The 20,420-nt window shown below is 62.9% G+C and carries 18 protein-coding genes and 1 tRNA gene; 10 read left to right on the top strand and 9 right to left on the bottom strand.

The genetic code is table 11. The features are described from left to right. Window positions 1-42: 42 nt before the first annotated feature. Together purF and EV664_RS00385 are read left to right on the top strand one after the other, a co-directional pair. Entirely contained in the window at window positions 43-1,500 is a 1,458-nt protein-coding gene (gene purF / locus EV664_RS00390) for an amidophosphoribosyltransferase (RefSeq protein WP_133493726.1), read from the top strand. Between the two features lie 45 nt (window positions 1,501-1,545). Beyond that, a complete protein-coding gene (locus EV664_RS00385; protein ID WP_133493725.1) occupies window positions 1,546-2,259 on the top strand; it encodes an SDR family NAD(P)-dependent oxidoreductase in 714 nt (237 codons plus the stop codon). A gap of 226 nt (window positions 2,260-2,485) precedes the next feature. Here the strand turns inward: EV664_RS00385 and EV664_RS00380 are convergent, their stop codons facing one another. The 5 genes from EV664_RS00380 to EV664_RS00360 all read right to left on the bottom strand — a co-directional run bounded on the left by EV664_RS00380 (window position 2,486) and on the right by EV664_RS00360 (window position 8,704). Further along, window positions 2,486-3,862, bottom strand: a complete 1,377-nt coding sequence (locus EV664_RS00380) for a cryptochrome/photolyase family protein (protein WP_133493724.1) — start codon at window positions 3,860-3,862, stop codon at window positions 2,486-2,488. 127 nt (window positions 3,863-3,989) lie between these two features. Beyond that, window positions 3,990-4,589 (bottom strand): EF-hand domain-containing protein, encoded by a 600-nt coding sequence (locus EV664_RS00375; protein ID WP_133493723.1) that lies wholly within the window; start codon window positions 4,587-4,589, stop codon window positions 3,990-3,992. 85 nt (window positions 4,590-4,674) lie between these two features. Beyond that, a complete protein-coding gene (locus tag EV664_RS00370; protein ID WP_133493722.1) occupies window positions 4,675-5,700 on the bottom strand; it encodes a 2-oxoacid:ferredoxin oxidoreductase subunit beta in 1,026 nt (341 codons plus the stop codon). A gap of 137 nt (window positions 5,701-5,837) precedes the next feature. After that, window positions 5,838-7,706, bottom strand: coding sequence for a 2-oxoacid:acceptor oxidoreductase subunit alpha (locus tag EV664_RS00365; protein ID WP_133493721.1), 1,869 nt, complete (start codon window positions 7,704-7,706; stop codon window positions 5,838-5,840). 17 nt (window positions 7,707-7,723) lie between these two features. After that, window positions 7,724-8,704, bottom strand: a complete 981-nt coding sequence (locus EV664_RS00360) for a histone deacetylase family protein (protein WP_133493720.1) — start codon at window positions 8,702-8,704, stop codon at window positions 7,724-7,726. Between the two features lie 62 nt (window positions 8,705-8,766). Here EV664_RS00360 and EV664_RS00355 point away from each other — a divergent pair, with 62 nt between their 5' ends. The 7 genes from EV664_RS00355 (at window position 8,767) to EV664_RS00325 (ending at window position 15,006) form a co-directional block, all read left to right on the top strand. Continuing rightward, window positions 8,767-9,741: an alpha/beta hydrolase gene (locus tag EV664_RS00355; RefSeq protein WP_229668015.1), complete on the top strand. Its 975-nt coding sequence runs from the start codon at window positions 8,767-8,769 to the stop codon at window positions 9,739-9,741. Further along, entirely contained in the window at window positions 9,738-10,229 is a 492-nt protein-coding gene (locus EV664_RS00350; RefSeq protein WP_133493719.1) for an RNA pyrophosphohydrolase, read from the top strand. Before EV664_RS00355 ends, EV664_RS00350 begins: the two co-directional genes overlap by 4 nt. Before the next feature lie 59 nt (window positions 10,230-10,288). After that, window positions 10,289-11,209, top strand: a complete 921-nt coding sequence (locus EV664_RS00345) for a DUF481 domain-containing protein (RefSeq protein WP_229668014.1) — start codon at window positions 10,289-10,291, stop codon at window positions 11,207-11,209. 38 nt (window positions 11,210-11,247) lie between these two features. Further along, entirely contained in the window at window positions 11,248-12,453 is a 1,206-nt protein-coding gene (locus EV664_RS00340; RefSeq protein WP_133493718.1) for a hydrolase, read from the top strand. Continuing rightward, window positions 12,450-13,463: an arginine N-succinyltransferase gene (locus EV664_RS00335; protein WP_133493717.1), complete on the top strand. Its 1,014-nt coding sequence runs from the start codon at window positions 12,450-12,452 to the stop codon at window positions 13,461-13,463. The genes EV664_RS00340 and EV664_RS00335 overlap by 4 nt, the downstream gene beginning before the upstream one ends. A 4-nt stretch (window positions 13,464-13,467) precedes the next feature. Next, window positions 13,468-14,724 carry an N-succinylarginine dihydrolase gene (locus tag EV664_RS00330; protein ID WP_133493716.1) on the top strand — a complete coding sequence of 419 codons (1,257 nt, stop codon included), beginning with the start codon at window positions 13,468-13,470 and terminating at the stop codon, window positions 14,722-14,724. Between the two features lie 66 nt (window positions 14,725-14,790). Beyond that, window positions 14,791-15,006, top strand: a complete 216-nt coding sequence (locus EV664_RS00325; protein WP_133493715.1) for a hypothetical protein — start codon at window positions 14,791-14,793, stop codon at window positions 15,004-15,006. Between the two features lie 19 nt (window positions 15,007-15,025). On the opposite strand, the gene EV664_RS00320 is transcribed toward EV664_RS00325, so the two are convergent. The 4 genes from EV664_RS00320 to EV664_RS00305 all read right to left on the bottom strand — a co-directional run bounded on the left by EV664_RS00320 (window position 15,026) and on the right by EV664_RS00305 (window position 19,837). After that, window positions 15,026-16,465, bottom strand: coding sequence for a TolC family protein (locus EV664_RS00320; RefSeq protein ID WP_133493714.1), 1,440 nt, complete (start codon window positions 16,463-16,465; stop codon window positions 15,026-15,028). Next, a complete protein-coding gene (locus EV664_RS00315; protein WP_211338434.1) occupies window positions 16,465-17,559 on the bottom strand; it encodes an efflux RND transporter periplasmic adaptor subunit in 1,095 nt (364 codons plus the stop codon). The genes EV664_RS00320 and EV664_RS00315 overlap by 1 nt, the downstream gene beginning before the upstream one ends. Then, entirely contained in the window at window positions 17,552-19,231 is a 1,680-nt protein-coding gene (locus EV664_RS00310; RefSeq protein ID WP_133493713.1) for an ABC transporter transmembrane domain-containing protein, read from the bottom strand. Before EV664_RS00310 ends, EV664_RS00315 begins: the two co-directional genes overlap by 8 nt. 529 nt (window positions 19,232-19,760) lie before the next feature. Then, window positions 19,761-19,837: transfer RNA gene (locus EV664_RS00305), tRNA-Arg, on the bottom strand. Between the two features lie 82 nt (window positions 19,838-19,919). Between EV664_RS00305 and EV664_RS00300 the strand changes: the two genes are divergently transcribed. Continuing rightward, entirely contained in the window at window positions 19,920-20,417 is a 498-nt protein-coding gene (locus tag EV664_RS00300; RefSeq protein ID WP_133493712.1) for a hypothetical protein, read from the top strand. The last annotated feature ends 3 nt before the right edge of the window (window positions 20,418-20,420 follow it).

Genomic DNA, 20,420 nt, shown 5'->3' with positions numbered 1-20,420 from the left:
ATCCCTATATGCCGCGCCAAGGCAGTAACGCGATGGGATCGCATGTTTACCACCAATCCATTTGACGACGACAAGCTGCGCGAAGAGTGCGGCGTATTCGGCATCTCCGGCGCAACGGACGCTTCCGCCCTCGCAGCGCTTGGCCTGCACGCGCTGCAGCATCGCGGGCAGGAGGCCGCCGGGATCGTCAGTTTCGACGGCGGCGAATTCCATGTTCACCGCGCAATGGGGCATGTCGCGGGCAATTTCGACCGCGACGATGTGATCCGCGCGCTGCCCGGCGAAGCGGCGGTGGGGCATGTCCGCTACTCCACCACCGGCGAAACGGCACTGCGCAATGTGCAGCCGCTTTATGCCGACCTCGCCAGCGGCGGATTCGCGGTGGCGCATAACGGCAATCTGTCGAATGCGATGCGCCTGCGCCGCGATCTGGTCCGGCAGGGATCGATCTTCCAGTCGACGAGCGATACCGAGGTGATCATCCACCTCGTCGCGACAAGCAGCTATCGCACGCTGCTCGACAAGTTCATCGACGCGCTGAAGCGGGTCGAGGGCGCCTATTCGCTGATCTGCATGACGCCCGAAGGCATGATCGCCTGCCGCGATCCGCTGGGCATCCGGCCGCTGGTGATGGGGCGTCTGGGCGATTCGGTGATCTTTGCATCCGAATCGGTCGCGCTCGATGTCTGCGGCGCGACGTTCGAACGCGAGGTGGAGCCGGGCGAGTTGATCATCGTGCAGGGCACCGAAACGCGTTCGCTTCACCCCTTCGGCAAACAGCCTTCGCGGCCGTGCATCTTCGAATGGGTCTATTTCTCACGCCCCGATTCGATTGCCGATGACCGCTCGGTCTATTCGGTACGCAAGGAAATCGGTGCGCAGCTCGCGATCGAAAGCCCGGTCGAGGCCGACCTTGTCATTCCGGTTCCCGATTCGGGCGTTCCAGCTGCGATCGGCTATGCCCAGCAATCGGGCATTCCCTTCGAACTGGGGATCATCCGCTCGCATTATGTCGGCCGGACCTTCATTCAGCCGCGCGATGAGGTGCGCCATCTCGGCGTGAAGCTGAAGCACAATGCCAATCGCGCGCTGATCAGCGGCAAGCGGGTGGTGCTGATCGATGATTCGATCGTTCGCGGCACGACCAGCCTGAAGATCGTGCAGATGATGCGCGATGCGGGCGCTGCCGAAGTGCATATGCGGATCGCCAGCCCGCCGACCCGGCATAGCTGCTATTACGGCGTCGATACGCCGGAACGGGCGAAACTGCTCGCGGCGCGGCTCAACACGCCGGAAATGACCGACTATATCCATGCCGACAGCCTGTCGTTCATTTCGATCGACGGTCTGTACAAGGCGCTGGGCGAAGCGGCGCGCGCCGATGTGCGCCCCAAATATTGCGATGCCTGCTTCACCGGCGATTATCCGACGAACCTCACCGATCAGGACGATGTCGCTGCGGTGGACCAGTTCGCGGTATTGAAAGAGCGGGTCGGCTGATCCGCACCCTTCCCTACGAACAGCCAATTCGTCTTCGGAGCTTCGATGACCGACCGTCCGCTCGCCGATAAAATCGCGCTCGTCACCGGTGCCAGCCGGGGGATCGGCGCTGCCACCGCCATCGCGCTGGGTAAGGCAGGCGCGCATGTCATTCTGACCGCACGGACGGCGGGCGGGCTGGAAGCGGTCGAGGAGGCGATCCACGATGCGGGCGGCACCGCCACGATCGCGCCGATGGATCTGGCCGAAGGCGACAGCGTCGCTCGCCTCGCCGCTGCGATCGAGGAACGGTGGAACCGGCTCGACATATTGGTGCTCAACGCTGCTTCGCTCGGCTCACTGGGCGCAGTGAATGCGTTCGACCCGAAGGAACTGGCGCAGGTGCTCACGCTGAACGTCAGCGCACAGGCAGCGCTGATCGGATCGTTCGACGCGATGCTGCGCAAATCGGTGGCGGGGCGCGTCATCGGCCTGACGTCGAGTGTCGCCCGCGATCCGCGTGCCTATTGGGGCATGTATGGTGCGTCCAAGGCGGCGTTCGAAAATCTGCTGCTCAGCTATGGCAAGGAAGTCGAGAATATCGCCGCCGTCCGCGTCGCGGTGATTGATCCCGGCGCCACTCGCACCAAAATGCGCGCGCGCGCATTTCCGGGTGAAGATCCGAACACGCTGAAGACCCCGGAAGTGGTGGCGGATCGTATTGCCGCGCTGCTGGCCGGGGAGTTCGAACCGGGCCATTTCGAACGCGTCGAGGGATAGGTACGGCGCTTCGACAGGTCAGGGCAAGCGGTACTTACTCCGGGCCATCGTCATGCCGGACCTGTTCCGGCATCTACGGTGCGACTTGGAAAACAGCTGATAGCTGTGCGGAACGGTGGACCCCGGAACAAGTCCGGGGTGACGACGGGCGGGCGCACAAATGTCACTGCCTGTAGACCCTCGTTGGTGCTGAGCCTGTCGAAGCACGGTCCTTCTTCCGCCCCCCTCACCGTATCTTACTATTCGCCGCCAGAGCCCGCTCGCGCGCCGGCTTATGCCCGATCAGCTTTTCGGGATAATCGTCCGGCCTGCACCCCGCCGCCTCCGGATCGTGGATCGCGTCGTCCGACAGATCGGCAAGCTCGGGCACCCATAAGCGGATATAGTCCGCCGCACCGAACTTCTCTGACTGTTTCAGCGGCGCCATGATCCGCCCGAACATGTTCGAATCGATCCCCGTCCCCGACACCCATTGCCAGTTGGTCGCGTTCGATGCGTAATCGGCATCGACCAGCGTGTCCCAGAACCATTTTTCACCCTCGCGCCAGTCGATCAGCAGATGTTTGATGAGGAAACTCGCCGCGATCATCCGCACGCGATTGTGCATCCATCCCGTCGCCCATAGCTGCCGCATCCCGGCATCGACGATCGGATAGCCGGTCCGCCCCGCCTTCCAGGCGTCGAACTCATCCCGCACGGTCGAGGAGCGAAAGTCGCGCCAGTTGAAATCGTCGAAGCGTTCGCGCGCATTTTCCGACGCATATTTCGGGAATTGCAGGATGACATTCTGCGCATAATCGCGCCAGCCAAGCTCGCCCAGAAACACATCGACCGATCCGCCGGCATCAGCGGTGCGGTGCCAGACATAGCCGGGCGATACCTCGCCGAAATGGAGATGCGGCGACAGGCGCGACGTTCCCTCCACGCCCGGCAGATCGCGCTGCCCGTCATATTCGGCGGCCGCGTTCAGAAACGCATCGATCCGCTTGCGCGCGCCGCTCTCGCCCGGCTCCCAGTCCGAAAACCCTTTTGCCCAGTTCGGACTGGTCGGAAGCAGCTTCCATTCATTCAGATCGTCGCTCTCCGGCCACTGGTCCGGCGCGTCGATCCTGTGCGGCCGTTCGAGCGGTTCGTCCGGCGGCATAACCTCTTTCAGAGCGCGCCAGAACGGCGTGTAGATTTTGTACGGATCGCCCGATTGGGTTGTCACCATGCCGGGCGGGCGGAGATAATTGCCGTCATGGCAGCACAGGTCGAGTACCTTTGCCACCGCACGTTCGGCGTTGCGCCACCAGGGTTCGTAATGACGGATGCAGTGCACACGTGTCGCGCCCATGGCTTCGGCCACCTGTGCCAGCTCCTCTTCGCACCGTCCGCGCCGCAGGATCAGCCGCGATCCTTTTTCGCGCAGCGACGCATCGAGGCTTTTCAGGCTATGGTGCAGCCACCAGCGCGAAGCAGCACCCATTTTGCGATGCTGCGCGGTGTCGTCATCGAGCACATAGACGGGCACCACCGGTCCTTCGTGCGCGGCGGCAACCAGCGCGCGCTGATCCGACAGGCGGAGGTCGCGCCGCAGCCACAGCAAAACGGGGTCGCTCATTCAGATATTCCTGTGTTCACGCCAGTGGCGCGCACGCTAGCAAATCCCGCTCCGATCGCAATTCGGCCCCTTCCCCCTGCCGGGAAGGGAGAAGGGGCGCAGAGGATCGACACCCCGTCGTCAGGTGCTAGCGATTTCCCCCGGAAGCCATCGCAGTCTTTGCAGCGGCAAATTCACCGGGCTGCAAATAGCTGTCGCCATTGGTGTCGAAGTGGAAAAACCCGTCCGCCGCGCGATTGAGCTGATCGTCGGTCGCATAGGGCTTGTTCTGATCGTTCGGCTTTTGCGCATCGGCGTCGAGACCGACCGAATAGATAGCGAATTCAGCGACTGACAGCTTGCCGTCATCATTGCGGTCGAGCTGGTCGAAGCTCATGGTTGCCGCCTGCCCCTGCCCGGCGGCGCTCTGCATATTGCCCATCGTGCCGTTGTCGGCGCCGCTATCGCCCATCGCCTGATCGCCCGACATTCCGGAATCGCCGTTCCGTCCGCTGCGATCCTCGTCCTGATATTTCTGCACCTCGGTGCGATAGGCGGTCATATCTACCGCGTCGCGGCGTGTCTGCTGTTCGGGAGTAAGGTCGTAATCGACCACTGCGACCGTCTCTACCGGCACCGCAGCAACGATATTCCCGTTCGCATTGGTGGCGGTTTCGTTGTCCGGATCACCACAGCCGCTCAGCAGTGCCGCTGCCGCACATCCGGCGACGAGATAGGATATACGCATTATTTTCTCCCTAATCGTTCAACGCGTTAGGAGAGAATGTCCGCCCGCCGGTGCTTGTTCCGTGGCATCGAAGGGCGGTGCCCGGTCACATCTCGTGCGGCTGCTTGGTTACCTGCCAGGTCTGGCCCTGCGACACCAGCTTCTGCAGGTCCGGTTTCTTGCCCTCGCTCACCGCGCGGTTCTGCTCGATCACTGCGCTGTCGAATGTCGGTCGGGGGTCATCATACAGCACACCCAGCGCGACCGGACCATCGGTCATTTCGACCAGCATATGCGCCATGGTTCGGTTCGTCCGGTCATGCACCAGCACGCCCGCTGATTTCCAGTCACGGTCTGCCACATCGACGACCTTCAGCGACAGGCTGGCGATATCGAGCGCGATCCCCTTGCTGCCCTTGTCGAACAGCATCGGTTCGCCGTGCGTGAGCCATAGCTGGTTCGCCGCTGCATTGGGCTTTGCCGTGAAGGGCGCGAAGACATCGTCATTATAGACGATGCAATTCTGGAAGATTTCGACAAAGGCAGCGCCCTGATGGGCATGCGCGGCTTTCAGCACGTCGGGCAAATTCTTGTGCACATCGATACCGCGCGCAACGAAACGTGCGCCCGAACCAAGCGCGAAGGCGCAGGGACTTGCCGGGCTGTCGACCGATCCGAAGGGGGTTGAGGGGCTGCGCGTGCCCACCCGGCTGGTCGGCGAATATTGCCCCTTGGTCAGGCCATAAATCTCGTTGTTAAACAACAGGATCTGCGTGTTCAGGTTACGGCGCAGCAAATGCATCATATGGTTGCCGCCGATCGACAGCGCATCGCCGTCGCCGGTGATGATCCACACATCGAGATCGGGATTGGCGAGCTTCACGCCCGTAGCCACGGCGGGTGCCCGACCGTGAATCGTGTGGAAGCCATAGGTTTCCATATAATAAGGAAAGCGGCTGGAGCAGCCTATCCCTGAAATGAACACGGTATTCTCGCGCGCCACGCCCAGATCGGGCATCGTCCGCTGCACCGCTTTCAACACCGCATAATCGCCGCAACCGGGGCACCAGCGGACCTCCTGGTCGCTTTCCCAATCCTTCAGCGTCGTCTTGACGGGGGTCATCTCGTTCATGGCGCTTTGCCTTCGTGGTTTACTGTCGTCGTCCCGCCCCGGTGCTCCTGCGAAAGCAGGAGCCCAGAGCAGCAGTCGCTATATTCCGGTGCACTGGATTCCTGCATTCGCAGCAATGCGGTTATGGGCGTTGCGGATCATGCCAGCGCCGCCCCGATCGCATCCTCGATCTCGGCGATGCGGAAGGGCTGGCCCGATACCTTGTTCAGCGATCGGGCGTCGATCAGATATTGATCGCGCAGCAATGTTTTGAGCTGGCCGGTATTCATTTCCGGCACCAGCACCTGATCGTAGCTTTTCAGCAATTCGCCCAGATTGGCGGGCAAGGGCCAGATATGGCGGATGTGGATATGGCTGACGTCCAGCCCGCGCTTGCGCGCGCGGCGCACCGCCTGCGTGATCGGGCCGAAGGTCGATCCCCAGCCGACCACGGCAAGCTTGCCGCCCGCTTCGCCGATTTCGATTGCCTGATCGGGCACGCTGATCCCGGCGACCTTGCGCGCACGAAGATCGGTCATCGCCTGATGGTTTTCGGGGCTGTAATCGATATTGCCGCTGCCCGCCTTCTTCTCGATCCCACCGATCCGATGGAGCAGGCCCGGCGTCCCCGGTTTGACCCAGGGCCGTGCGAGCCTGTCATTACGGGCATAGGGCTGGAACCCGCCCTCGGGCGCTTCTTCCAGAAACTGCACCGGGAAAGCTTCATAGGTGCTCATATCGGGCACCTTCCACGGCTCGGCGGCATTGGCGATATAGCCGTCGGTCAGCAGCATCACCGGGGTCATATATTGGGTGGCGATCCGGCACGCCTCGATCGCGACATCGAAACAATCGGCTGCGGAGCGCGCGGCGATCACCGGCATCGGCGCATCGCCGTTGCGGCCATAGACCGCCTGATACAGGTCGGACTGCTCGGTCTTGGTCGGCAGGCCGGTCGAAGGGCCGCCGCGCTGCGAATTGACGACGACCAGCGGCAATTCGGTCATGATGGCAAGGCCGATCGCTTCGGTCTTCAGCGCAATGCCCGGCCCGGACGAAGAAGTAACGCCGAGCTGCCCGGCATAGCTGCTGCCGATCGCCGCAGCGACCGCCGCAATCTCATCCTCCGCCTGAAAGGTCGTGACGCCGAACTCCTTCAGCCGCGACAGATGGTGCAGGATCGCGCTGGCAGGCGTGATCGGATAGCCGCCGAAAAACATCGGCAGCCGGGCGAGCTGCGCCCCCGCGACCAGCCCCATGCTGATCGATTCCGCACCGGTGACCGTGCGGTACAGCCCCGCCTCCACCGCAGCGGCGGGCACCGACATCTGCCCGACCTGACCGCCGAGCTCGGCCGTCTCGCCATAAGCATGGCCCGCATTCAGCGCTGCAATGTTCGCCTCGGCAAGCTCGGGCGCCCTTGCGAATTTCGCTTTCAGCCAATCGATAATCGGCTGGCGATCGCGGTCGAACATCCAGAGCGCAAGGCCCAGCGTCCACATATTCTTGCAACGCAGCGCCTCTTTATTGCCGAGGCCGAACGGCTTTACGGCGTCGAGCGTCAGCTGCGAAATGTTGAGCTTCATCAGCTGCCATCTGGCGAGGCTGTCATCCTCCAGCGGATTGGCATCATATTTCGCCTTGGCGAGATTGCGGTCCGAAAACTCGCCCTCATCGGCAATAATGAGCCCGCCGGGCTTCAGCGCCTCGACATTCACTTTCAGCGCGGCGGGGTTCATTGCGATCAGCACATCGGGCGCATCGCCCGCGGTTTCGATCGCGGTCGAACCGAAATTGATCTGAAAGGCAGACACGCCGAACAAGGTGCCCTGCGGCGCCCGGATTTCCGCCGGAAAGTCGGGAAAGGTGGCAAGATCATTGCCGGTCAGCGCGGTCGAAAGCGTGAACTGGCCGCCGGTCAGCTGCATGCCGTCACCCGAATCGCCGGCGAAACGGACCACGACGGCCTCGGGCGGCGGACTGGCCCCGGCGTCCTGCGGAGTTACCTTATGCACGGCAGTTGCCATTGCGGATCTTCCTGTAGTCACGTTTTTGTAATCGTGGGAATCTCTACGCCTCTCCCGGACCGACCTAAAGGTAGAAAACCCCTCTCCCCCTGCAACCAATGCTTTTCAAAGGCGCTGCCGAGGGTGAGGATCGTCGCGACATGGCGGCGCGCGACTTCCAGCGCGTCGATGCCGTATCCGCCGCCGACCACGCTCGCCAGCGGCACCCGGCGCGCAATTGCCGCATGCGCGATCCAACGGTCGCGCCGGACCAGCCCGTCCAGCGTCAGCGACAGCCGCCCCAGCCGGTCCCCGGCAAACGGATCGACGCCCGCCTGATACAGGATCAGATCGGGTGCGAACATATCGATCATCGGGGTCAGGCTGTCCGACAGTGCGGCGAGATACGCGTCATCCCCGGTCCCGTCCGGCAGGGCGATATCCAGTGTCGATTGCGCCTTTCGCGCCGGAAAATTCTTCTCGGCATGGATCGAATAGGTGGCGATATCCGATCGTCCGGCGAGCAGCGATGCAGTACCGTCCCCTTGATGCACATCGCAATCGACGATCAGGATGCGTTCGGCGAGGCGCTCCTCAGCGATCCGATGCGCGGCGACGGCCAGATCATTGAACACGCAATATCCCGCTCCCGTGCTGTGCAGCGCATGATGGCTTCCGCCCGCGCTGTTCGCGGCAAAGCCCTGCGCCATGGCGATCCGCGCGGCGAGATAGGTGCCGCCCGCCACCGCCTGCGACCGGCGCGCCACCTGCGCCGTTACCGGAAAGCCGATGCGCCGGGTCTTTTCGGGCGGCATCCGCTCCTCCAGCACCTCAGCGACATAATCGGGGTCGTGCACTGCCTCCAGCCATTCGACAGGGCTGGCTTGCGGTTCGTGCCAGTCGATCCGCTCACCTTCACAATGCAGAAGGTCGCGGATCAGGCCGTTCTTATTCCATTGATAGGTGCTGCGCGCCGGGGCCGGAGCGACATAATCGGGGTGATGGACGATGGCGATCACCGCCCCTATCTAGGGGCCCGGCCCGGCTTTCGCCATGCCGACCGTCAGATCAGGAGAAGCAGTTGAGCGATCCGTTTGTCCGCCAGGATGTCCGAACGTTTCTCGACTTTGTCGAAAATGTCCCGGCACCGAAAATGCATGAGCTCGACGCCCCTGCGGCGCGCAAGCAATATCTGGGCATGCGCGACCTGGCCGATCTGCCGACGGGCGAACTGGCGGTGGTCCGCGACCTGACCCTGCCCGGCCCTGCCGGCGAGCTTCGCGCGCAGCTGTTCGATGCGCGTGCGGAGCGCGTACCCGGCCCGGCGGTCGTATTCTTCCATGGCGGCGGGTTCGTCATCGGCGATATCGACACCCATGCACCCGCCTGTGCGGAGATGGCGCGCACGCTCGACCTGCCGGTGATTTCGATCGACTATCGGCTCGCGCCCGAACATCGCTGGCCCGCCGCCCCGGACGATTGCGAGGCAGCGGCGCGCTGGGTCGCGGGCAGCCCTGAAGCGCTTGGCCGATCGGTCACCGGACTGGTGCTGAGCGGCGACAGCGCGGGCGGTTCGCTCACCATCATCACCGCGATGGCGCTTCGCGATGTCCCGGCCGCCGTTCCGGTGATCGCGCAATTCCCCATCTATCCCGCCGCCGATATGGCCAAGGAATATCCTTCCTTCCGCGAATTTGCCGAGGGCTATCTGCTCACCCGCGATTCGATGCGCTGGTTCGACCGCGCCTATCAGGCCGATGTGAACGATCCGCGCGGATCGCCGATGCAGGGCAGCATTGAGGGGCTTCCGCCCGCTTTGGTGCTCACCGCCGGGCTCGACCCCTTACGCGATCAGGGCAGAGCCTATGCCGCCGCGCTGATCGAGGCGGGCATCCCTACCGCCTATCGCGAGGCGAAGGGCAATATCCACGGCTTCATCACGCTGCGAAAGGCGATCCCGTCGAGCCAGAGCGATTATCGAAGCGCGCTGCTCGCACTCAAACAGATGCTCGCCGAGGCTGAGGGTGAGCGCGTCATGGAACAGGCTGCACGATGACCGACCCCAAAGACCTTCCCTATCGCCCATGTGCGGGCGTGATGCTGGTGAACCGGCATGGCAATATCTTTGTCGGACAGCGGCTCGATTCGACGCTGGAGGCGTGGCAAATGCCGCAGGGCGGGATCGATCCGGGCGAACGTCCCCGCGACACCGCGCTTCGCGAATTGCGGGAGGAAACCGGTATCGCCCCCGAGAAGGTCGAATTCATCGCCGATGCGGGCGAGGAGCTTTATTATGACCTTCCGCCTGAGCTGGTAGGAAAGATCTGGGGCGGCAAATATCGCGGTCAGCGGCAGCATTGGTTCCTGTTCCGCTTCACCGGCGAGGACAGCGATATCGATATTCAGACCGAACATCCCGAATTTCGCGCATGGCGCTGGGCCGAACCGAGCGAGGTGCCGGAAGCGATCGTGACGTTCAAGCGCGACCTGTATCGCCGACTGTTCGAACTTTTCGACGAACCGCTATCCCGGATCGGCGGATAGCGCCGCCTTGCGAAACGGCGTCCTTCAAATCGCCTTAAACCGGACTTAATAGTTTCGCCGTGCGTACTTTTTTCTCCTTTCTGATTGCCCTTGCCGGGTTTCCCGCCATCGCCTCGGCTCAGGCGGCATTGCCGCCCGAACCATTGCCGATCTCTCCGCGGATTCAGGCGATGCTGAGCGCCGCGATGGATTCGGGGAATGAGGGAGAAGTGAATACGGTTGCCAAATATGCGAGCCTCGCCGATCCCGACAGCGCCGATGAGATCAACAAACTCGTCAGCGACTGGAAATCGGCACGCACCGCACAGCGCAAAAAGCATCTGAAAGAGGCCGATTTCTTCGAACTGGTCAAAGGATCGGTGCAGATCGGCGGCTATTTCACCACCGGCAATACCAACAATACCGGCCTCAGCGGCCAGGCCAATCTGACGCGCGAAGGGCTTGACTGGCGTCACCGGCTGAAGCTCGTCGCCGATTATCAGCGCAGCGCCGGCACCACCACGCGTCGCCATTATCTCGCCGCCTATGAGCCGAACTACAAGCTGCACGACGACCTCTATATTTATGGCGCGTTTCAGTATGAAAGCGATCATTTCCTCGGCTATGACAATCGCTATTCGGCATCGACCGGTGCTGGTTATTCGGCGATCAACCGGCCGGGGATGAGTCTCGATCTCGAACTCGGCCCCGCCTATCGCCGCACCGATTATGTGACCGAGGGTCTGGACAGCAGCCCGGCGCTGCGCGGTTCGGCCAGCTTTCGCTGGAAACTGAGCCCGGCGGTTTCCTTTTCGCAGGACGCATCGGGCTATCTTCAGCGCGGCAACAGCACGGTTTCGACCAACACCGGCCTGAACGCGAAACTGTTCGGACCGGTATCGGGCCAGCTTTCTTATCAGATTCAGTATGAGAGCCAGCCGCGCGACAAGGTGCAGTCGATGGATACGATCAGCCGCGCATCGGTCGTCTACGAGTTCTGACCCTTCACCCCGTCGCGCCTTGGGGTTACACCCGGCCCATGACGCTTTCAAAAGATGAAACTATCGCGATCGAACGAATCGCGGATGAACCGATGCTGGCGAATGTCGAAAAATGGGTCGCGGTGAACAGCGGCACCCGCAATATCGACGGGCTGGCAACGATGGCGCGTATGCTGAGCGATGCCTTTTCGGCCTTGCCGGGGGAGGTCGAGCTGGTCGAACCCGACCCGCATGACTCAGTCGATGTTGCGGGGGAAAGTCACCCGCTCGACCATGGCCGGCATCTCCACCTGACTGTGCGCCCCGACGCCCCGGTGCAGATGCTGTTCACCGGCCATATGGACACGGTGTTTCAGGTCGACCATCCCTTTCAGGACAGCCGCTGGCTGGATGACGGCAGTCTGAACGCACCGGGCGCTGCCGACATGAAGGGGGGGCTTGCGCTGCTGCTCGCCGCGCTGAAATCGGTCGAGGCGACCTCGCTCGCCGATCGGATCGGCTATGAAGTGGTGATCAATTCGGACGAGGAAACGGGCTCCTTCTCCTCCGCCGCGCTGCTTGCCCGTTCGGCGAAGAACAAGGTCGCGGCGCTGACCTATGAGCCTGCGCTTCCCGACGGCACGCTTGCCGGAGCGCGCGGCGGGACCGGCAATTTCTCGATCGTGGTGCATGGCAAGAGCGCGCATGCCGGACGCAATCCCGATGACGGCCGCAATGCTATCGTCGCTGCCGCCGACATCGCCGTTCGGCTGATGGCGGAAAAGGGGCCTGAGCTTTCGGTCAATCCCGCCCGGATCGACGGCGGCGGACCGAACAATGTCGTCCCCGACCTTGCCGTGCTGCGCGTCAATTTCCGCCCGCGAGCCGAGGCGGAGATCGAACGCGCCAAAGGCTTTATCGACCGGATCGTCGGCGAAGCGGAGACGCGCCACGATGTCCGCATCCATGTCCATGGCGGCTTCAACCGCCCGCCCAAACCGATCGATGCGGGGGCGGAGCGGCTGTTCGGGCTGGTCAAACAGGTCGGCCAGGATCTTTCGATCCCGGTCGCGTGGAAAGCCACCGGCGGGGTGTGCGACGGCAACAATATCGCTGCTTGCGGGGTTCCTGTGGTCGACACCATGGGCGTTCGCGGCGGCGCCATTCACTCTTCGGAAGAGTTCATGATCCCCGAAAGCCTGAACGAACGCGCGGCGCTTTCCGCCGTCACCATGTTGCGCATTGCCGAACGGGGGCAGCTATGAGCTTTCGCATTCGCGCCGCGCGGCAGGACGATCTGCAATATCTGTATGAAATGGCGAAGCTGACCGGCGGGGGGTTCACCAACCTGCCGCCCGACCGCGACGCACTTCGCGGCAAGCTGACGCGCAGCGAGGCCGCCTTTGCCCGCACCGATGACGGGATCGAGGACGAACTGTTCGTCCTCGTCCTCGAAAATATCGAAACCGGCGAGGTGCGCGGCACGTGCCAGATTTTCACCCAGGTAGGGCAGCGCTGGCCCTTTTACAGCTATCGCATCGGCACACTGACCAAACATAGCGAGGAGCTGGGCCGCACCTTTCGCGCCGAACTGCTCAACCTGACCAATGATCTGGAAGGCTGTTCCGAGGTCGGCGGCCTGTTCCTCCACCCCAATGAACGTGCCGGGGGGCTGGGCATGCTGCTCGCGCGCAGCCGCTATCTCTTCATCCGCGCGCATCGCGCCCGCTTCGCCGACCGGGTGCTCGCCGAGCTTCGCGGGATCATCGATGAAGGCGGCGGATCGCCCTTCTGGGACGGGGTCGCCGGGCGGTTTTTCGGCATGAGCTTTCAGGAAGCCGACGAATTCAATGCCGTGCACGGCAATCAGTTCATCGCCGATCTGATGCCCAAACATCCGATCTATATCGCGATGCTGCCCGACAGCGCGCGGCAGGTGATCGGCCTGCCCCATCCCACCGGTCGCGCCGCGATGCGGATGCTGGAGCGCGAAGGATTTCAGTATGAGAAATATGTCGATATTTTCGACGGCGGCCCGACCATGATCGCGCCGACCGATCGCGTCCGTACCATCGAAAATGCGCGCGATGCAGAAATTGCGCATATCGGGGAGGGCAGCGAGGACGTGTTGCTCGCCACCGGCAGGCTGACCGATTTCCGTGCCGCATATGGCCGGGTCTCGGCCGAGGACGACGGCGCAATCACGCTCGACGTCGCCGGGGCGCAGGCGCTGGGCGTCGCGGCCGGTGACACGCTCTCTTATATCGAACGGTGATCTTATGGCGCTGATGGAAATCAATTTCGACGGCCTGATCGGCCCCAGCCATAATTATGCGGGGCTGAGCCTCGGCAATCTGGCCGCGACGACCAATCGCGGTCGCCCCTCATCACCGCGCGCCGCCGCGCTGGAGGGGGTGGGCAAGATGCGCGCCAATCTCGCGCTCGGCCTTTCTCAGGGCATTTTCGTGCCGCAGCCGCGTCCCGATCATCGCTGGCTCGCCTCGCTTGCCACCAATTATGCCGATGCGCCGCCGCATCTGAAAGCACAGGCGCTCTCCGCGTCATCGATGTGGGCAGCGAATGCGGCGACGGTGTCCCCTGCCCCGGACACGCTGGACGGCCGGTGCCATCTGACGCCCGCCAATCTCGTCACCATGCCGCATCGCAGCCATGAATGGCCCTTCACGCTGGCGCAGCTTCGCCTCGCCTTCGCCAATCCCGCCTTTGCGGTGCACGACCCCGTTCCGGCACCCTTTGGCGATGAGGGCGCGGCCAACCATATGCGGCTGTGTCCGCAGCATGGCCGGCCGGGCGTCGAAATCTTCGTGTACGGCGTATCGGGCGGCCCCTTCCCTGCGCGCCAGCATCGCGAAGCCAGCGAAGCGATTGCGCGCGCGCATCGGCTGAACCCCGATCAGACGATCTTTGTCCAGCAGTCCGAGGAAGCCATTGCGGCTGGCGCGTTCCACAATGACGTGGTGGCGGTCGCCAACGAAAATGTCCTTTTCACCCATCAGCTCGCCTTTGCGAAACCAGCCGAGTTTCAGGTCGCGCTATACGAGAAAATGCCCGGTGTTCAGGTCGTCGAAGTGCCCGCCGACCGGGTGTCGCTGCGCGAAGCCGTTGCTTCCTATCTCTTCAATGCGCAGCTGGTGAGCCTGCCTGAAGGCGGCATGGCGCTGGTCCTTCCGGCAGAAGCGCGCGAGCTCACCAATGTGTGGAACTGGCTTCAGGAAATGGTCGCCGGCAACGGCCCGATCCGAAGGCTGGAGGTCGTCGATGTCCGCCAGTCGATGACGAATGGCGGCGGCCCCGCCTGTTTGCGGCTGCGCGTCGTCGCCGATCCCGCGACGATTGATCCGCGCTTTCTGGTCGATGACGAAAAGCTCGACGCGATCGCGAAGGTGGTCGAGGCGCATTGGCCCGAAGCGATCGACCATGATTCGATCGGCGACCCTGCGCTCATCGCCGATATCGAACGGGCGCATCGCACGCTGCTCGAAACGCTCGACCTTGTCGGGTTACTTGACAGTTAACCACTTGTCGCGGCGGACATAGCCCTTATTTCCGCCCCTGGCCCGGACCTTGCTTGGGTTCGGGCCATGTGGACCCGCATCAAACGCCTCTTCGTCATCAAGACCAAGTTCGAGGCCTATCTGGTCATTTACGGGCTCGCCACCGGCGCGGTCGAACGCGGGTTGCATTATGTGGAACAAATGCCCGGCTATCCCGGCTGGATCATGTTCGCAGCCTGCCCCGTCGCGGTGTTCATGGCGGGCGGGCGGCTGATCGATTCGGTCAGCGATCGCGTCGATTGATCGTCCTGAGCGCCGGTCCCTATCGTTCCTCCAGTCCGAGCGCGCGCTCGTCAGCGGTGGCGGCGGACAGTTCGGCCTTCGCCCCGGCAATGCGGGCCTGCGCTTCGATCAGCCGGATTTGCGCATCAGCGGCGGTTTCCTCGCGCTGATTGACGAGGAAGAAGTCGCTTGACCCCAGTTCGAACCTGCGCCGTTCGGCAGCGGCAAGCCGGCGGGCAAGGTCGCGTTCGCGCTCTGCGATCCCGGCCAGCTTTTCGGCACCGTCGACCGCGATATTCAGGCTCTGCACCTCAGTACGAATCTGATCGGTCAGATAGCGCTGCCGCGCGGTAAGCGCGTCGATCTCCGCCTGAGCCTGCGCGATCTTTCCACGCGCGGCGCGGTTTTGCAGCGGCACCGAAAAATGCACGCCGACAATCGCCTCCAGCGGAGTCCGGCTGCTCCCGCCCGGACCGATCGCGCCGAAATCCTTGCCCACTGTGCCGCTAAGGTCGAGCCGCGGCTTCAGTGCATTTTCGGCCACGGCAAGACGGAGCATCGACTGGTCGATCTGTGCGAGCAGCGTCTGCACATCGGGACGCTCCTCGACCAGAAATCGCGGATCGGGAGCAAGCGGCGCCAGCGCGCTGGCATCACCGGGCAGCCGCTCCGGGCCGACCACGACCGGATTGCCCGATGCGTCGCGATAATAAAGCGACAGCTTATTGGCAGCTATGGCGAAATTCTGCTCAGCCTGAGCGACGAGCGCACGGCGGCGAATCAGATTCTGCTCATTTTCGACCAGCAGAATATCGGGCCGCGCGCCCAGTTCGACCTGCCGCCGGATGCCGCTGCGCCTGCTTTCGGCAAGGTCGAGCAGCTCCTGATAGACGTGCAGACGAAGCCCCGCCGCGACCCAGCTCTGATAGGCATCGATCGCGCGACTCTGCACACCGATCGCGGCGGCCTGCGCTTCGAACCGGGCAATGTCGATATCCTGCGCGGCAAGCGCGCGGCCCGACCGGCGTTCATCAATCAGCCGGTCGCGCAGCAGCGAATAAAGACCGCCGATCTTAATCTCGCCCAGCTGATTGGTGTAATTCTCATTCTCATAGACCGGGAATTCACCACGCGAGACGCGATAGCCGCCATAGGTATAGCCGCCATTATCGGTTAGCGGACGCTTTGCACGCCCTTCGATGATCGTCCCGTCATAATAGCCGAGCACGCGGCTTTTGCCGTCGACATCGAAAACGGTGTCGAACGCCCCTTCGGCGGTCAGCGCGGCGCCGTCCGCCTTGCGCACCTTTGCCAGCGCCTCAATAATCTGCGGCGACATGCGCGCGGACGAGCGCAGCACCTCTTGCAGCGTCAACATATCGGTGCGCTCGGCCGGGGATCGCGGCAGCGGTTCGACCGTTTGCGCCGACAACGCAGCAGGGGCGCACAATGCCAGCGACAGAAGCAACAAGGTGCGCATCACTTCCCCTTCTTGCCGCCGCTCTCGGCCGGGCTTTTGCTGCCCGCATTGCTATTGCCGCCGCCTTCGCCGCCGGCGCTGTTCGTCGCTTGCTGACCGAAATTCAGCGGGAAATCGTTCAGCTGCCGCCATAGTTCATAGCCGATCGATACGGTATCGCCCTGAACCCAGCCCATGACCTTGCTGCCCTGACGAATGAACCGCCGGTCGGGCCATGCGGACTTGCCGGGCGCGGGTTCGACCAGCACGCGCACCAGCCCCGAAGGCTGCGCAGTAGGGTCGACATTGCGGACCCGCCCGTCGAACACGCCCTGCGCGATTGACGGCCATCCGCTGAACTGAATCGCGGGAAAGCCTTCGAATTCCAGCCGCACCGGGCTACCCGGCTGCACCAGCGGGACGTCGCGGCCGTTGATGAACAGTTCGACCGCACGCTCGATTCGTTCGGGCGCGATCACGGCGAGGACCGTGCCTGCGGAAATCAGCGCGCCACCGGCAGCCGCATTGATCTGCTGCACCCGCCCGTCGCGCGGGGCACGCACGACCTGCGCCGAATTGCGGTTGAGTTCGATATTGATCTGGTTGAGGCCCGCTCTCGCCTCGGCAAGCTTGGCGTCGGCTTCGGAAACCTTGATCTGCGCCAGTTCATAATCGCGGCGCGACCCCAGCCCTTCGGCGAGCAGCTGCCGCGTTCGCCGGACATCGATGCCCGCCACCGATCGCGCCTGCTCGATCGCGGCAATCTGCGCCCGGATCTGCGCCCGTTCCGCCTCCAGCCGATCGATCAGATTGGGGTCGAGATCGACGACGCGTGCGATCGGATCGCCTTTCTCGACATGCTGGCCGTCATGCACATAGAATTGCGTGACGCGGCCGGGGACCAGCGACGACACCTGCCGGATGCGATCGCCGGGGTCGAGCGCGATCACCTGACCCTGACCCTGCGCCGTCTGGACCCAGGGGACGAAGAACAGGATCGCGACCGAGATCGCGATACCGATCACCACCATCCATGCGAAGGCGCGCATGATGCGCGGCGGCTTCATCGCCGCCAGCGTCCTGAAATGCTCCTGATAGAGCGGCTGATCAGCCATTGCGCGCCTCCCGCGCCTTAAGGAAGCCGCTCAGCGCCTGCTCGCTTTCGAACCGGCGCTGTTCCTTCCATCCGATCCACTTATAGCCGTCGGCTGCCATCGCGCCCGGACGGACCGTCGACAACAGCACCGTCGTTTCGGTATCACGGAACAGTGTCAGCACGCGTTGCAGCCGCTCGGTCGGCATCATGTCGAACAGCTGCGACAGCACCAGAACCTTGGGCCGGCGAAGCAGGGCGTTGGCGAGTTTGAGCGACATCACCTCGCTGATCGAAAGCGGTGCGCCCGACGAGCCGAGCTGCGTATCCAGCCCCTCGGGCAGCATGCCGATGCGCTCGGTCAGCCCGACCTCGTCGAGCACATCCATGATGTCGCCGCCGGAGGACGGCACGGCAAGCGAGAGATACTCGCGGATCGTCACCTCTACGATCGTCGGCCGGTCGAGCACGACAATGTCGGTGCGCAGCAGATACATGTCGAATTCGCCGAGCTCACGTCCGCCCACCGAAACGATACCCCGTTCCGGGCTGGCATGGCGTTTCAGCGTCAGCGCCAGGACCCGCTCGATCCCCGGTTCGACGACCGCGACAATCTGTTCGCCGCTGGCCATTTCGAAATTCAGCCGTGCACCCGAAATCTCGACATCGCGCAGCTTCACCGCACCGCCGCGCGGCGCAGTGCCGGAGGCGACGCCGCTTTCCTGCGGAATGCTGAACACCAGCGACAATTCTTCCGAGCTCGCGACCAGATCGTAAAAAGTGTCGAGATACCAGCCGAGCTGATAAATGCCGTAAAACACCCCCGACAGAATCAGCTCGGCGGCGACCAGCTGGCCCAGCGACAATTCCATGCGAAGGATCAGCGTGCCGCCCAGTAGCAGCAACGCGGCACTCGCCACGGCATAGAGCAGGAAAAAGCCGAGCGTCTGTGCGAAGCTGTAGCGGAAATAGCGCTGGTGCGTCGTCACATAGTTTCGGGTGACCTGTTCCGAGCGGTCCATCGCGAAGTTCATATGCCGGCTGGATTTATAAAAGCCGTTCGACGCGCCGACGCTTTCCAGCCAGCGCGCCGCCTCATGCTTGGCATGCGAAAGCGCCACGGCGGACGTAATTGCCCCGCGCCGCCACAGGGCCCAGATGCCGAAAACGATCAGCACCAATATCGCGTTGAACGCGAGGAAAAAGGGATGATAGAAACTGGTGACGGCCAGCCCGACTGCGGCGCGAAGCAGGATCGTGAACGCGCCGATCACCAGACTCGGCACCGCTTTCTGTACGACCGTCAGGTCGAAATAGCGGTTGAACAAATGGCCCCGGTTTTCATCGGCAAAGAACGGGTTCTGCGCATGCACCGCGCGAACCGTAATCTCCGCAACGACCCGGGCGAACAGTCTCTGTTCGAACAGATACATCACATATACGCGAAACGAACTCAGCGCCGCGACCAGCAGCAACAGCAAAAACAGCATTGCCGATAACGTCCATAACGGCGCCGGCAGCGCGGTTCGCGCCACGCTGTTGATCAGCAATTGCACCGAAATCGGCGTCGCCAACGAAAGCAGGCTGATCGCCACAGTATAGACAATACCCAGCTTGATATAAGCCGAATCCGGTCCGATGATTTCACGAAGCCAGGCCGCAGCATCGCGAAAACCGTATCGCTGAGTTGCCACAATATCTCCCAAAAATCGTTCGCGATCGGAAACAGGATCGCTGATATGGTCCGATAATTATGCGCCTTGCACCGCACAACGGGGATTTTTGTAACGAATTTTTTCTGCCCAAAGGCATTTTTGGCAGTTTTCCAACAATACTAAAGGCTTCGGTGCGCTAAGGTCTTAGCGCATATGCTGCTTTCTGTCCCTTGCTTCCCACTCCGTGCCGGATACGCTGCAAGGTCGGAACCAAGCGACGACCGTATTGCAATGACGAAGGCTGCGCCTGTCGATTGACCGCTTGGTACCCGGACAGGGCAAGCAGCGGGCACATACTCGCTTTCCCCAAACCATCCATTTTCAGCACTTATCGCGGAAACCGGGTAATCGCGACACGCGCAGAAACGTTTTGGACACAAGGCAACGTGATGAAGCCGAAAACTATCAAAATGTCTTGAGATTTTTTAGCGCGGCGGAGACCGGAGCGTGCGCGTGGCAAACGCTCCGGTCTCCTGTCGCCAGCCGTTCATTTTCATGAAGCGGGAAATGGCGCGCCCGAAAGGATTCGAACCTCTGACCCCCAGATTCGTAGTCTGGTGCTCTATCCAGCTGAGCTACGGGCGCTCAAGAGATGGGCCTGATAGAAGGGGATTCGGGGTATGGCAACCCCGTTGCGCCACCTTTTTTTGCCGCATAGAGAAAAAATATGAAACGCCCTTTGCTCGCGCTTGCCCTGTTCGCTTTCGCCACCGGCTGCGCCGGTCGCCAGGGCGATTATCCCTCGCTGCTTCCCCGCGATGTTGAGCGGCCCGACGCGCCGGTGGCTGAGGTGCCACCGCAACCGGTCGCGCCCGCCCCCGCGCTGGACGCAAAGATCGACGCCGCCATGAAGCGATTTGACTCGGCAGTTGCAGCCTTTGACCGTGCGGCCGGGCAGGCGCGCCCTGCTGTCCGCGCGGCGCGGGGTGCAGCGACGGGAAGCGAGGCATGGATTGCGGGGCAAAATGCGCTGGCCGATCTCGGATCGCGACGCGCGGCGATCCTTGCGCCGCTCGCCGATCTGGAGGCGCTCGCCATCGACCGGGCGCAGGCGGGCGAGCCGCCCTATCCCGCGCTGGAAAGCGCGCTCGAAAAAGCCGAGGCCGGCGATGCGGCGGCAGCGAAGCAGCTTCAGGCGATCGACGCCATGGCCCCGCCTGCCTGAACC

Origin of the sequence: Stakelama pacifica (assembly GCF_004361835.1) — a bacterium.
GTDB classification, from domain to species: Bacteria; Pseudomonadota; Alphaproteobacteria; order Sphingomonadales; family Sphingomonadaceae; genus Sphingomonas; species Sphingomonas pacifica.
Note: the sequence above shows the minus strand (reverse complement) of the source record. Positions and strands in the feature narration are given on the sequence as shown.